This window comes from Streptomyces sp. NPDC018031 (genome assembly GCF_044327625.1).
GTDB lineage: Bacteria > Actinomycetota > Actinomycetes > Streptomycetales > Streptomycetaceae > Streptomyces.
On record NZ_JBIRFT010000002.1, the window covers coordinates 208,214 to 221,938 of the forward strand.

The window sequence follows — 13,725 nt, forward strand, 5'->3', positions numbered from 1 at the left end:
GCACCGGCGTGCCCGGGCCCGGAACCGGGCCCCGGGCCGCCGTGACGTACCTCTCCGCGCCCCGGTCCCGCGCAGGTCCCGCGATCGCGGGCCGCTGCCGGACCGGCCCACCGGTACCGGGCCGATCTCCCGCGATGCGGGCGGAACATTAGACTCTTCGGACCGGAAAGCTCGACTCGACTGCAAGGAGGCACGGGTGCTGCTGACCCGCATCAGGGGACCGCGCGATCTCGACCGGCTCACCCCCGGACAGCTGGACCAGCTGGCGGCGGAGATCCGTACCTTCCTCGTCGAGGCCGTCTCCAAGACCGGTGGGCACCTCGGTCCGAACCTCGGCGTGGTGGAGCTGACCATCGCCCTGCACCGGGTCTTCCACAGCCCCAAGGACAAGGTGCTGTTCGACACCGGGCACCAGTCCTACGTGCACAAGCTGCTCACCGGGCGGCAGGACTTCGCCAAGCTCAAGGGCAAGGGCGGACTGTCCGGCTACCCCTCGCGCGCCGAGTCCGAGCACGACGTCATCGAGAACAGCCACGCCTCCACCGTGCTCGGCTGGGCGGAGGGCATCGCCAAGGCCAACGAGCTGCTCGGCCGGCGCGACCACCACGTGGCCGCCGTGATCGGGGACGGCGCGCTCACCGGCGGCATGGCCTGGGAGGCGCTGAACAACATCGCCGCCGCCAAGGACCGCCCGCTGGTCATCGTGGTCAACGACAACGAGCGCTCCTACGCGCCGACCATCGGCGGCCTGGCCAACCACCTCGCCACGCTCCGCACCACCGACGGCTACGAGCGCTTCCTCGCCCGCGGCAAGGACATCCTGGAGCGGACCCCGGTGGTGGGCAAGCCGCTGTACGAGACGCTGCACGGCGCCAAGAAGGGCCTGAAGGACTTCATCGCCCCGCAGGGCATGTTCGAGGACCTGGGCCTGAAGTACGTCGGGCCCATCGACGGCCACGACATCGAGGCGCTGGAGTCCGCGCTGCAGCGCGCCAAGCGGTTCAACGGCCCGGTCATCGTCCACTGCCTGACCGAGAAGGGCCGCGGCTACCAGCCCGCGCTCGCCGACGAGGCGGACCGCTTCCACGCCGTCGGCAAGATCCACCCCGACACCGGGCTGCCGATCGCCGCCTCCGGGGCCGACTGGACCTCGGTCTTCGGCGAGGAGATGGTCAGGCTCGGCGAGGAACGCGAGGACATCGTCGCCATCACCGCGGCGATGCTCCAGCCGGTCGGGCTGGACAAGTTCGCCAAGCGGTTCCCGGACCGGGTCTACGACGTCGGCATCGCCGAACAGCACGCGGCGGTCTCCGCGGCCGGCCTGGCGACCGGCGGTCTGCACCCGGTCGTCGCCGTCTACGCCACCTTCCTCAACCGCGCCTTCGACCAGGTCCTCATGGACGTGGCGCTGCACCGGTGCGGAGTGACGTTCGTGCTGGACCGGGCCGGCGTCACCGGCACCGACGGCGCCTCGCACAACGGCATGTGGGACATGTCCATCCTCCAGGTGGTCCCCGGGCTGCGGATCGCCGCCCCGCGCGACGCCGACCAGGTCCGCGCCCAGTTGCGGGAGGCCGTCCAGGTCCGGGACGCGCCGACCGTGGTGCGCTACTCCAAGGGCGCGGTCGGCCCGGCCGTCCAGGCGGTGGGCCGGGCCGGCGGCATGGACGTGCTGCGCGAGGCGGGCACCTCCGCCCCCGACGTGCTGCTGGTCTCGGTCGGCGCGCTGGCCCCGATGTGCCTGGAGATCGCCGGACTGCTGGACCGGCAGGGCATCTCCACCACCGTGGTCGACCCGCGCTGGGTCAAGCCGGTCGACGAGGCGCTGCCCGGTCTGGCCGCCGGTCACCGGGTGGTGGTCACCGTGGAGGACAACAGCCGGGTGGGCGGCGTCGGTTCCGCGGTCGCCCAGGCGCTCCGCGACGCCGGCGTCGACGTACCGCTGCGCGACTTCGGCATCCCGCCGCGCTTCCTGGACCACGCCTCCCGCAAGGAGGTGATGGCCGAGATCGGTCTCACCGCACCGGACATCGCCCGCCAGGTCACCGGCCTGGTCGCGCGCCTCGACGGGCGCTACGGGGACTCCGCCGCCGCGGCGCCGGCCGAGGCGGCCCGCGACTGACCCGGCGTTCCACGCACCTCCCGGGCCGGCCGGGTGCCCCCGGCGGACCGTCTCCCCGACTCCGCCCGGGATACCCCGGCCGGCCCAGCGCCTCCTCCTCCCGCCGCCCGCATTCGGATGAACGGCGGAACCGGCCGAGTGCGCCTTCCTGCCCGCCGACCGGATAGCAGAAGCATGGCGCGCACGGGTCAAGCGTGGAGGAGACCGGTGAGCAGCCAAGAACCGAGGGTCCGTACCTCCGGGAACCACTTCCGGACGAAGTCGATCGAGCAGTCCATCCAGGACACCGAGGAACCGGATCACGCGCTCAGCCGGTCCCTGTCCGCACTGGACCTCACCGTCTTCGGCGTCGGTGTCATCATCGGCACCGGGATCTTCGTGCTCACCGGCACGGTGGCCAAGAACCAGGCCGGCCCCGCCACCTCGCTGGCGTTCGTGACGGCCGGTGTGGTGTGCGCGCTGGCCGCCCTGTGCTACGCCGAGTTCGCCTCCACGGTGCCGGTGGCGGGCTCCGCCTACACCTTCGCCTACGCCTCGATCGGTGAGCTGCCCGCCTGGATCATCGGCTGGGACCTCATCCTGGAATTCGCCCTGGGGACCGCGGTGGTGGCGGTGGGCTGGTCGGGGTACGTGCGGTCGCTGCTGGACAACGCCGGCTGGTCGCTGCCGGAGGCGCTGCAGGGCCCGGACAAGACCGACGGGGTCGGCTTCGACCTGCTCGCCTTCCTGCTGGTGCTGCTGCTCACCGCCATCCTGGTGCTCGGTATGAAGCTGTCCGCCCGGATCACCACGCTGGTCGTGGCGATCAAGGTGACGGTGGTGCTGATCGTCATCATCGCCGGGGCGTTCTTCATCAACGCGGACAACTTCGACCCGTTCATCCCCAAGTCCAAGGGCCAGGAGTCGGCGTCCGGCCTGGACGCGCCGCTGATCCAGGTGATCTTCGGCTACGAACCCACCAACTTCGGTGTCCAGGGCATCTTCACCGCGGCGGCGGTCGTGTTCTTCGCGTTCATCGGCTTCGACGTGGTGGCCACCGCGGCGGAGGAGACCCGGAACCCGCAGCGGGACATGCCGCGCGGCATCATCGGCTCGCTCGTCATCTGCACCACGCTCTACGTCGCGGTGTCCATCGTGGTCACCGGGATGCAGAACTACACCAGGCTCACCGAGGACGCCCCGCTCGCCGACGCCTTCAAGTCGACCGGGCACCCCTGGTACGCGGGCCTGATCAGCTTCGGCGCCGCAGTCGGCCTCACCACGGTGTGCATGATCCTGCTGCTGGGCCAGACCCGGGTGTTCTTCGCGATGAGCCGGGACGGGCTGCTGCCGCGGTTCTTCTCCAAGGTGCACCCGCGGTTCGCCACCCCCTACCGCTCCACCATCCTGCTGGGCGGGATCATCGCCGTGGTGGCCGGCTTCACCAGCATCTCGGAACTGGCCGAACTGGTGAACATCGGCACCCTCTTCGCCTTCGTGGTGGTCGCGATCGGCGTCATGATCCTCCGCCGCACCCGGCCGGACCTGCCCCGCGCCTTCCGCACCCCATGGGTGCCGGTCCTGCCGATCGCCTCGGTCGCCGCCTCCACCTGGCTGATGCTCAACCTCCCCTCGGAGACCTGGGTGCGGTTCGCCGTCTGGATGGCGGTGGGTGTGGTGGTCTACTACCTGTACGGCCGGAAGCACAGCCGGATGAGCGCCACCACCGACCGGCCGGCGCCGCCCGGGCCGCCGGTGAGCCACTAGCCGGGCCGGGGCGCCGCCGGACGTCCCGGCCGCCTCAGGGCCGGACCGTGCGCGGCCCGGCCACCTCGGCACCCAGCGCCACCACCCGGGCCCGCAGCTCCCGGTCCGCGGTCACCACCAGGCACGGCCGGTCCGCCGGCCGGCCCGCCACCTCCGCCACGATCCGGTCGTCCCCGCTGCCCTCCGCCGGGACCACCCGCACCCCCGGCACCGAGGTGACGCCGCGGGCCGCCCCCTCCACCACCAGCACCACCTCCGGGGGCCCGCCCGCCGCCGGGTCCGGCGGCCCGCCCGGCGCGGGGAGCCCCTCCGCGGCGTACCGGGCCAGGTGGTCCCGGAGCCGCTCGGTGGCGCCGTGCCGGTCCCGCCACCAGCCGTCGGGCACCGAACCGACCACGTTCGCCGCGTCCACCACCACGAGTGCCTTCATGCCCCCACCCTGGCACGCCCGGCCGCGCCTCCGGAGCGGGCGCCGCCGGGCCGCCGCCGGAAACCGCCGGGGCCGGGTCACCCGGGGCCGGGTCACCGGGGCCGCCACGCCGGGCAAAATAGTGTTACCGGTGTCGGGTGAGGGAAGGTTGTCGGCGAACCATGGTCCTGCAGTTGCTGCGCGGCAAGGACGGCAGGCTCTCTGCCTACGCCCCGACCGAGGGCGCCGTCGAGCGCTGGACCGAGGAGCGCCCCGGCGGCCCGGACTGGACCGGGCCGGTACGGCTCGCCGTGCCCGGCCTCACCACCTGCTCGGTCGGCCAGGGTGCGGACGGCTACGTGCACCTGATGGGGCTGCGCCGGAAGCCGGCCGCGGACGACCAGGTGGACGTCGAGGTGGTGCACGCCACCCAGTTCCAGACCGGCAGACCCCTCACGGCCTGGCACTCCCTGGGCACTCCGCACCCGACGGACCGGCGCAAGGCGGGCCGGGTCACCCTGGTCTCCACCGTCGTCGGGCGGGACGGCGCGGTGCACGTGTTCGTCAGGAACGCCGGGACCGGCATCAGCGCGCGGCGCCAGGACGCCAAGGGCAAGTGGAGCGGCTGGGTCGACTTCAAGGGCAAGGACGTCGTCGACGGGCTGTCCGGGATCGCCACCGCGGCGGGCCGGGTCGAGTTCCTCGCGCCGACCACCGGCGGCGCGCTGCGCTGGTACATGAACGAGCCGGGCGGCGGGCTGAAGCGGGGCGAGGACCTGCCGTGGAAGCCGCAGCCGGGCTCCTGCGCGGGCGCCCAGACGGCCGCCGACACCCTCACCCACTTCTGGCGGGACGCCGCGACCGGCGAGGTCCTCGCCTACCGGGCGGGGGACGGCGCCGAGGCGATATCCCTGGGCGGGGAGGCGGGCAGCGGCCCGGTGGCGGTGCTCCAGGCGCCGGTGGACGGCCATGACTGCACGGTGCTGGCCCAGCGCGAACCGGCGGCCGGGCGGCTGTCGGTGGCCGCCTATCCGGCGCAGGACGAGAGCGCCGGGGTGTGGTGGACGCCCACCGGGAGCCCGGGCCTGAGCGACCCGGCACTGGCGCTGGACGGTTTCGGCCGGGTGGTGCTGGCGGCTCTCGGACCGGACCGGAGGCTCTGCGTCGCGCGGCAGAAGACCAGCGAGCCCGGCCTCGCCCTGGACGCCTGGTACACCGTCCCGGGCCGCTGACCGGCCGGTGGCACGGCCCGGGCGCGGACCGGCGGGGCCGTGCCGGCGCCCGGCCGCGGGGCGCCGGCACCCCCCGCGGGTCCACCTGGGCGCCCGGCCCTGCGGGTCCGCCCTCGAAGAAGGGCCCGCGCGACCGATCGCGGCCTTCCGGATCCCTCTGGACCCACGGGTCGTGGGCGTACCCCGGAGAAGCCGGGGGCGTGCGCGGGCCGGTCCCGGGCCCGGGTACGCCGACGGGCCGCACGGAGGATCCGTGCGGCCCGCTGTGGCGCCGGGCCCCGGCCGGGCACCCGCCGCCCACGCGGGGCGGCGCGCTGCCCGGACCGGGGCCGCTGGTGGTCCGCCCCGCGCCGGGGGCGGACCGGGGGTCACGCCGGGACGCTGGCGGTGCCCGGGGCGAGGAACCTCTTGCCGTTCACCCGCTCCGAGACGCCCTCACGGTCCAGGTACGGAGTGATGCCGCCCAGGTGGAAGGGCCAGCCCGCACCGGTGATCAGGCAGAGGTCGATGTCCTGGGCCTCGGCCACGACACCCTCCTCCAGCATCAGGCCGATCTCCTGCGCGACGGCGTCCAGGACGCGGTCGCGGACCTGCTCCTCGGTCAGGACGCTGTCGCCCTGCTTCAGGAGGGCGGCGACCTCGGGGTCCAGCTCCGGCTTGCCGGAATCGTAGACGTAGAAGCCGCGCTTGCCGGCCTCGACGACCGCCTTCAGGTTGGGGGAGACCGTGAAGCGCTCCGGGAAGGCGCGGTTCAGGGTCTCGGAGACGTGCAGACCGATGGCCGGGCCGACCAGCTCCAGCAGCACCAGGGGGGACATCGGCAGGCCGAGCGGCTCGATCGCCTTCTCGGCGGTCTCCACCGGGGTGCCCTCGTCGATGACGTTCTGGATCTCGCCCATGAAGCGGGTCAGGATGCGGTTCACGACGAACGCCGGGGCGTCCTTGGTGAGGACCGCGGTCTTCTTCAGCTTCTTGGCGACGGCGAACGCCGTGGCCAGCGAGGCGTCGTCGGTCTGCTCACCGCGGACGATCTCCAGCAGCGGGAGGATGGCGACCGGGTTGAAGAAGTGGAAGCCGACCACGCGCTCCGGGTGCTGGAGCTTGGAGGCCATCTCCGACACCGACAGCGAGGAGGTGTTGGTGGCGAGGATCGCGTGCGCCGGGGCGACCGCCTCGACCTCCGCGAACACCTTCTGCTTGACGGACATCTCCTCGAACACGGCCTCGATGATGAAGTCCGCGTCCGCGAAGCCCTCGGCCTTGTCCAGCACACCGGTCACCAGGGCGGTCAGGCGGTTGGCCTTGTCCTGGTTGATGCGGCCCTTGCCGAGCAGCTTCTCGATCTCGGCGTGGACGTAGCCCACACCCTTGTCCACGCGCTCCTGGTCGATGTCGGTGAGGACCACCGGCACCTCCAGGCGGCGCAGGAACAGCAGCGCCAGCTGCGAGGCCATCAGGCCCGCGCCGACCACGCCGACCTTGGTGACCGGGCGCGCCAGGTTCTTGTCCGGGGCACCGGCCGGGCGCTTGGCGCGCTTCTGCACCAGGTTGAAGGCGTAGATGCCGGAGCGCAGCTCGCCGCCCATGATGAGGTCGGCCAGCGCCGCGTCCTCGGCGTCGAAACCGGCCTGCAGGTCACCGTCCTTGGCGGCGGCGATGATGTCCAGCGCGCGGTAGGCGGCCGGAGCGGCGCCGTGCACCTTGGAGTCCGCGATGGAGCGGCCCTTGGCGACGGCCGCGTCCCAGGCCTCGCCGCGGTCGATCTCCGCGCGGACGACCTGGGTCTCGCCCGTCAGGACGCGCGCGGTCCACAGCAGGGACTGCTCCAGGAAGTCGGCACCCTCGAAGATCGCGTCGGCGATGCCGAGCTCGAAGACCTGCTTGCCCTTGAGCTGGCGGTTCTGGTTCAGCGAGTTCTCGATGATCACCGAGACCGCGCGCTCGGCGCCGATCAGGTTCGGCAGGAGGGCGCAGCCGCCCCAGCCGGGGACCAGACCGAGGAAGACCTCGGGCAGCGAGAAGGCCGGGATGGCCTTGGAGACGGTGCGGTAGGTGCAGTGCAGACCGGCCTCGACACCGCCGCCCATCGCCGCGCCGTTGTAGTACGCGAAGGTGGGGACGGCCAGCGCGGACAGACGCTTGAAGACGTCGTGGCCGCCCTTGCCGATGGCCAGGGCCTCGTCGTGCTTCTTCAGCAGCTCGACGCCCTTGAGGTCGGCGCCGACCGCGAAGATGAACGGCTTGCCGGTCAGGCCGACGCCGACGATGGAGCCGGCCGCGGCCTCCTGCTCGACCTGGTCGATCGCCGCGTTCAGGTTGGCGAGGGACTGCGGGCCGAAGGTGGTCGGCTTGGTGTGGTCGAAGCCGTTGTCCAGCGTGATGAGCGCGAAGCGCCCGGCGCCGAACGGCAGGTCGAGGTGGCGGACGTGCGCCTGGGTGACGACCTCGTCCGGGAACAGCTCGGCCGCGCCCTTCAGGAGCTCTGCGGTGGTGCTCACTTGGAGTCTCCCTCGGTGTCGAAGTGCGGGTTCTCCCAGATGACCGTGGCGCCCATGCCGAAGCCGACGCACATGGTGGTCAGGCCGTAGCGGACGTGCGGCTGCTCCTCGAACTGGCGGGCCAGCTGCGTCATCAGCCGGACGCCGGAGGAGGCCAGCGGGTGGCCGAACGCGATGGCGCCGCCGTACTGGTTGACGCGGGCGTCGTCGTCGGCGATGCCGTAGTGCTCCAGGAACGCGAGGACCTGGACGGCGAACGCCTCGTTGATCTCGAACAGGCCGATGTCCTCGATGGACAGACCCGCCTGGGCGAGGGCCTTCTCGGTGGCCGGGATCGGGCCGTAGCCCATCACCTCGGGCTCGACGCCGGCGAAGGCGTACGAGACCAGGCGCATCTTGACCGGCAGGCCGTTCTCACGGGCGAAGTCCTCGGAGGCGATCAGCGCGGCGGTGGCACCGTCGTTGAGGCCCGCGGCGTTGCCGGCGGTGACGCGGCCGTGGACGCGGAACGGCGTCTTCAGGCCGGCCAGGTTCTCCAGGGTGGTGCCCGGGCGCATCGGCTCGTCGGCGGTGACCAGGCCCCAGCCGGTCTCGCCGGCCTCCGGGTTGGTGCGGCGGACGGAGACCGGCACCAGGTCGGGCTGGATCTTGTCGTCCGCGTACGCCTTGGCGGCCTTCTCCTGCGAGCGCACGGCGTACTCGTCGGCGCGCTGCTTGGTGATGGTCGGGTACCGGTCGTGCAGGTTCTCCGCGGTCATGCCCATGAACAGGGCGGACTCGTCGACCAGCTTCTCGGACACGAAGCGCGGGTTCGGGTCCACGCCCTCGCCCATCGGGTGGCGGCCCATGTGCTCGACACCGCCGGCGACGGCGACGTCGTACGCGCCGAAGGCGACGGAACCGGCCACCGAGGTGACGGCGGTCAGCGCACCCGCGCACATGCGGTCTATGGAGTAGCCCGGAACGGACTGCGGAAGGCCCGCGAGGATGCCGGCCGTGCGGCCCAGCGTCAGACCCTGGTCACCGATCTGCGTGGTGGCGGCGATCGCGACCTCGTCGATCTTCTTCGGGTCGAGGTCCGGGTTGCGGCGCAGCAGCTCCCGGATCGCCTTCACGACGAGGTCGTCGGCGCGGGTCTCGTGGTAGATGCCCTTCGGGCCCGCCTTGCCGAACGGGGTGCGGACGCCGTCGACGAAGACGACGTCCCTAGCGGTACGAGGCACGTTGGCTCTCCTCCAGGTGCGGGGTGGCACTGCTGCGGACACGCGTGCGGCGCGCCGACAGGCCACATGCTACTTGTGGGTAACCAAGCTGCCCAGCCCCCCGCGCGGGAGCGGTGAACGTCACACGGCACGCCACCGGGAACTCCGCGCGGGGCACGGTGGGGAACTCCGCGCGGGGCACGGTGGGGAACGCCGCGCGGGGGACGGCGGGGGACGCGGCGCCGCACCGCGGCGCCGCGGGCGTGGACCGGCCCGGGCACCGGGCGGTCCACGCGCGTCGCATCAGCCGACCGTCGCCGACAGCGCCGCCGTGAGCAGCGGCGTGACCTGTTCGATCTGCCAGCGCCGGGCGCCCAGGCCGGCCAGCGCCTCCGCCACACTCGCCTCGCTCACCTCGGTGGGCGGCTCCCAGCACAGCCGGCGCACGGTGTCCGGGGTGATGAGGTTCTCCTGCGGCATGGTGAGCCGCTCGGCCAGCGCCGTCACCGCGGACCTGGCCACCGACAGCCGGGCGGCGGCGGCCGGGTCCTTCTCGGCCCAGGCGCGCGGCGGCGGGGGGCCGGCGACCGGCTGGCCGGGCTGCGGCAGTTCGCTGTCCGGCAGCGCCCGCGCCCGGTCGACGGCGGCCTGCCACTGGTCCAGCTGACGGCGGCCGGTGCGGTTCCCGAACCCGTTCAGCGCGGCCAGCGCCCGGGTGTCGCCCGGCAGGGCCAGGGCGGCCTCGACGATCGCGGCGTCGCTGAGCACCTTGCCGGGGGAGACGTCCCGGCGCTGGGCGATGGTGTCGCGCAGCGTCCACAGCTCGCGCACCACGGCCAGCTGGCGGCGGCGCCGGACCCGGTGCATCCCGGAGGTGCGCCGCCAGGGGTCCTTGCGCGGCGCGGGCGGCGGCGCGGCGGCGATGGCGGCGAACTCCTCCAGCGCCCACTCCAGCTTCCCCTGCCGGGTCAGCTCCTCCTCCAGCGCGTCGCGCAGGTCCACCAGCAGCTCGACGTCGAGCGCGGCGTAGCGCAGCCAGGGCTCGGGCAGCGGACGGGTGGACCAGTCCACGGCGGAGTGGCCCTTCTCCAGGGCGTACCCCAGGACGTTCTCGACCATGGCGCCGAGCCCGACCCGGGCGAAGCCGGCGAGTCGGCCGGCCAGCTCGGTGTCGAAGAGCCGGTCGGGCACCATGCCTATGTCACGCAGGCAGGGCAGGTCCTGGGTCGCGGCGTGCAGCACCCATTCGGTGCCGGCGAGCGCGGCACCCAGCGGGGACAGGTCGGGGCAGCCCACCGGGTCGATGAGCGCGGTGCCCGCCCCGGCGCGGCGCAGCTGGACCAGGTAGGCGCGCTGGCCGTAGCGGTAGCCCGAGGCCCGTTCGGCGTCCACGGCGACCGGACCGTGGCCGGTCGCGAAGGCCGCGACGACCGCGTCCAGGGCGGCCTGGTCGGTGATCACCGGCGGGATGCCCTCGCGGGGCTCCAGCAGGGGGATCGGTACGGGCTGGGCTGCGACGCCGTCGTCCGGGGGAGCGCCCCCGGCGGTTCGCAGTGTCGTGTCTGCTGCGGTCTCTTGGGCGTCGGTCACCAGTCAAGGGTATCTGTGCGGGCGAGCGGTGCACGGCGCCCGCCGACGGAACGTTCCGTCGGCGGGCGGGGCGGCGGTTGCCGGGCGGGTCTCCGGCCGGTGTTCCGGCGCGGGCGGAGGTGCGGGTCAGTGGATGATGCCGGTGCGCAGGGCGACGGCGACCATGCCGGCCCGGTCGCCGGTGCCCAGTTTGCGGGCGATGCGGGCGAGGTGGCTCTTGACGGTGAGTGCCGACAGGCCCATCGATACCCCGATGGCCTTGTTCGACTGGCCCTCCGCAACCAGCCTCAGTACCTCGACCTCCCGGCCCGACAGCTCCCGGAAGCCGCCCGGGTGGCCGGGCGCGCCCGGCGGGCGGCGGTGCAGCCGGGCGGCGGCGGCGCCGATGGGCGCGGCGCCGGGGCGGCCGGGCAGGCCGAGGTTGGTGCGGGTGCCGGTGACGACATAGCCCTTGACGCCGCCGGCGAGCGCGTTGCGCACCGCGCCGATGTCGTCGGCGGCGGACAGGGCCAGACCGTTGGGCCAGCCCGCGGCGCGGGTCTCGGAGAGCAGGGTGAGTCCGGATCCGTCCGGGAGGTGAACGTCGGCGACACAGATGTCGCGCGGGCTGCTGATCCGGGGCCGGGCCTCGGCGATCGACGACGCCTCGATGACATCGCGCACGCCGAGCGCCCACAGGTGGCGGGTGACGGTGGACCGGACACGGGGGTCGGCGACGACGACCATGGCCGTCGGCTTGTTCGGGCGGTAGGCGACCAGGCTGGACGGTTGCTCAAGGAGAACAGACACCAGGCCTCCTGAAGGGAGTTGGGTGGGGACGGGTCACCACGTGCTTCGGCACCCATCCGGCCCTCCTTTAGGGGATGATCACGATCGAGTGAGTAACAATTCGGACAATTAGGACGGCTGCTCGATCGTGTGCGCGCCACGCGGACCGGCCCGGCCGGCCCCGCGGACCGAACGGACCGGCCCGCGGACCGGCCCGCGAGGACGGGCGCGGCCCGCGGGCCGGTGCGCGGGCGGTGACGGCGGCGGCGTGCGGTCAGCGCGACCGCGGGCCGCGGCGCTGCGGCAGCGCGACCACCCCCGGGTCCTGGCCCTGCGACGGCGGCAGCCCCGCGATCTGGCACAGCAGGTCGCACCAGGCCGTCAGATGGGCCCCGGTGTCCGGTACGCCGGAGGCGTCGGACGGCGTCCAGGACGCCCGGATCTCGATCCGGGTCGACGGCTCGCGGTCCCCGAGGCCGCCGAAATGGTGCGACGCGGCCAGGGTCACCGTGCCGCTGGGCTCCAGGTAGTCCACCCCGCGGGCCTGTAGTGCCCCGGTCAGCCAGGACCAGCACACCTCCGGCAGCAGCGGGTCCGCGGCCATCTCCGCCTCCAGGTCCGCGTGGACCAGGGTCACCAGGCGGAACGTGCCCCGCCAGGCGTCGTGCCCCTCCGGGTCGTGCAGCAGGATCAGCCGGCCCTCGGCCAGCTCCGGGTCGCCGTCGCCGTCGCCGTCCTCGTCACCACCGCCCCCGACCACCGCCTCCAGCGCGTACGCGTAGGGCGCCAGGCGCCGTGGCGGCGCGGTGGGGTCGAGCTCCACCTCGGCCCGCGGCCGTACCCCACGCAGTCCGGCGACCGCGTGCCGGAAGGCCAACGGGGCGCCGTCCTGGCCCCCTGTGCTGTCCGCACCGTCCGCAAGGTGTCCCTGAGCCGCTGCCATGCCCGGAAGACTAGGCGTTCGAGACCCCCGCGCGGCGTAGGGACACCCGGGTTGGCGGGTCACTCGTTCGGCCCGTGCGAAGATTTAGGACATGAGCGTCTCCGACCGGCCGACAGGCCCGCAGCAGACCGGCCGCACCGCGGCGTCGGCAGTCCAGGATTCCGCCTTCCTCCGGGCCTGCCGCCGTGAGCCCGTACCGCACACGCCGGTGTGGTTCATGCGCCAGGCCGGACGCTCGCTCCCCGAGTACCGCAAGGTCCGCGAGGGCACCGCCATGCTGGAGTCCTGCATGCGCCCGGACCTGGTCACCGAGATCACCCTGCAGCCGGTGCGCCGGCACGGCGTGGACGCGGCGATCTACTTCAGCGACATCGTGGTGCCGCTCAAGGCCATCGGCCTCGACCTGGACATCAAGCCCGGGGTCGGCCCGGTGGTCGCCGAGCCCATCCGCACCCGTGCCGACCTGGAGCGGCTGCGCCCGCTGGACCCGGACGATGTGAAGTACGTCACGGAGGCCATCGGGATGCTCACCGCCGAGCTCGGCGGCACCCCGCTGATCGGCTTCGCCGGCGCCCCGTTCACCCTCGCCAGCTACCTGGTCGAGGGCGGCCCGTCGCGCAACCACGAGCACACCAAGGCGCTCATGTACGGCGACCCCGGGCTCTGGGCCGACCTGCTGGACCGCCTGGCGGACATCACCGCCGCCTTCCTGAAGGTGCAGATCGAGGCCGGCGCCTCGGCCGTGCAGCTCTTCGACTCCTGGGTCGGCGCGCTCGCCCCCGCGGACTACCGGCGCAGCGTGATGCCGGCCTCCACCAAGGTCTTCGACGCCGTCGCCTCCTACGGCGTGCCGCGCATCCACTTCGGCGTGGGCACCGGCGAGCTCCTCGGACTGCTCGGCGAGGCCGGCGCGGACGTCGTCGGCGTCGACTGGCGGGTGCCGCTGGACGAGGCCGCCCGCCGGGTCGGCCCCGGCAAGGCGCTCCAGGGCAACCTCGACCCGGCGGTGCTCTTCGCGCCGCGCGAGGCGGTGGAGAGCAAGGCGGGCGAGGTGCTGGACGCGGCCCGCGACCTGCCCGGGCACGTGTTCAACCTCGGCCACGGGGTGCTGCCGGACACCGACCCGGACGCGCTGACCCGGCTCGTGGAGTACGTGCACACGCGTACCGCCCGCTGACCCGGCCCGCGCCGGGTACCGGGCCGCCCGGTCTCCCG

General features: G+C 73.5%; 10 protein-coding genes. 4 read left to right on the forward strand and 6 right to left on the reverse strand.

Translation table 11 applies throughout. The features are described 5' to 3' along the window. Positions 1–196: 196 nt before the first annotated feature. Both dxs and ACH4B3_RS07245 read left to right on the forward strand, forming a co-directional pair. Positions 197–2,122: a 1-deoxy-D-xylulose-5-phosphate synthase gene (dxs, locus tag ACH4B3_RS07240; protein WP_398461759.1), complete on the forward strand. Its 1,926-nt coding sequence runs from the start codon at positions 197–199 to the stop codon at positions 2,120–2,122. A 174-nt stretch (positions 2,123–2,296) separates the two neighbouring features. Then, positions 2,297–3,868, forward strand: a complete 1,572-nt coding sequence (locus tag ACH4B3_RS07245; protein WP_398461760.1) for an amino acid permease — start codon at positions 2,297–2,299, stop codon at positions 3,866–3,868. A gap of 34 nt (positions 3,869–3,902) precedes the next feature. On the opposite strand, the gene ACH4B3_RS07250 is transcribed toward ACH4B3_RS07245, so the two are convergent. Further along, positions 3,903–4,298, reverse strand: a complete 396-nt coding sequence (locus ACH4B3_RS07250) for an NTP pyrophosphohydrolase (protein ID WP_398461761.1) — start codon at positions 4,296–4,298, stop codon at positions 3,903–3,905. Between the two features lie 161 nt (positions 4,299–4,459). On the opposite strand from ACH4B3_RS07250, the gene ACH4B3_RS07255 reads away from it, so the two are divergent. After that, the gene (locus tag ACH4B3_RS07255; protein WP_398461762.1) at positions 4,460–5,509 is read left to right on the forward strand and encodes a hypothetical protein; all 1,050 of its coding nucleotides are present in this window, start codon (positions 4,460–4,462) and stop codon (positions 5,507–5,509) included. 368 nt (positions 5,510–5,877) lie between these two features. On the opposite strand, the gene ACH4B3_RS07260 is transcribed toward ACH4B3_RS07255, so the two are convergent. The 5 genes from ACH4B3_RS07260 to ACH4B3_RS07280 form a co-directional block, all read right to left on the reverse strand. Continuing rightward, on the reverse strand, positions 5,878–8,007 hold the full coding sequence (locus tag ACH4B3_RS07260; protein ID WP_398461763.1) for a 3-hydroxyacyl-CoA dehydrogenase NAD-binding domain-containing protein: 2,130 nt from the start codon (positions 8,005–8,007) through the stop codon (positions 5,878–5,880). Continuing rightward, positions 8,004–9,230 carry a thiolase family protein gene (locus ACH4B3_RS07265; RefSeq protein ID WP_398461764.1) on the reverse strand — a complete coding sequence of 409 codons (1,227 nt, stop codon included), beginning with the start codon at positions 9,228–9,230 and terminating at the stop codon, positions 8,004–8,006. Before ACH4B3_RS07265 ends, ACH4B3_RS07260 begins: the two co-directional genes overlap by 4 nt. A gap of 282 nt (positions 9,231–9,512) precedes the next feature. Then, positions 9,513–10,799 (reverse strand): ribonuclease D, encoded by a 1,287-nt coding sequence (locus ACH4B3_RS07270; RefSeq protein WP_398461765.1) that lies wholly within the window; start codon positions 10,797–10,799, stop codon positions 9,513–9,515. 126 nt (positions 10,800–10,925) lie between these two features. Further along, positions 10,926–11,588, reverse strand: coding sequence for a LuxR C-terminal-related transcriptional regulator (locus tag ACH4B3_RS07275; RefSeq protein WP_398461766.1), 663 nt, complete (start codon positions 11,586–11,588; stop codon positions 10,926–10,928). A 253-nt stretch (positions 11,589–11,841) separates the two neighbouring features. After that, a complete protein-coding gene (locus ACH4B3_RS07280) occupies positions 11,842–12,510 on the reverse strand; it encodes a DUF3000 domain-containing protein (protein ID WP_398461767.1) in 669 nt (222 codons plus the stop codon). Positions 12,511–12,601: 91 nt separating this feature from the next. Here ACH4B3_RS07280 and hemE point away from each other — a divergent pair, with 91 nt between their 5' ends. After that, complete coding sequence (gene hemE / locus ACH4B3_RS07285) at positions 12,602–13,687, forward strand: uroporphyrinogen decarboxylase (RefSeq protein WP_398461768.1); 1,086 nt, start codon at positions 12,602–12,604, stop codon at positions 13,685–13,687. Positions 13,688–13,725: the final 38 nt, after the last annotated feature.

Coding starts and splice junctions, on each gene's coding strand:
- ACH4B3_RS07245 (WP_398461760.1), top strand. CDS start 2,297: ATGGCGCGCACGGGTCAAGCGTGGAGGAGACCGGTGAGCAGCCAAGAA.
- ACH4B3_RS07250 (WP_398461761.1), bottom strand. CDS start 4,298: ATGAAGGCACTCGTGGTGGTGGACGCGGCGAACGTGGTCGGTTCGGTG.
- ACH4B3_RS07255 (WP_398461762.1), top strand. CDS start 4,460: ATGGTCCTGCAGTTGCTGCGCGGCAAGGACGGCAGGCTCTCTGCCTAC.
- ACH4B3_RS07280 (WP_398461767.1), bottom strand. CDS start 12,510: ATGGCAGCGGCTCAGGGACACCTTGCGGACGGTGCGGACAGCACAGGG.
- hemE (WP_398461768.1), top strand. CDS start 12,602: ATGAGCGTCTCCGACCGGCCGACAGGCCCGCAGCAGACCGGCCGCACC.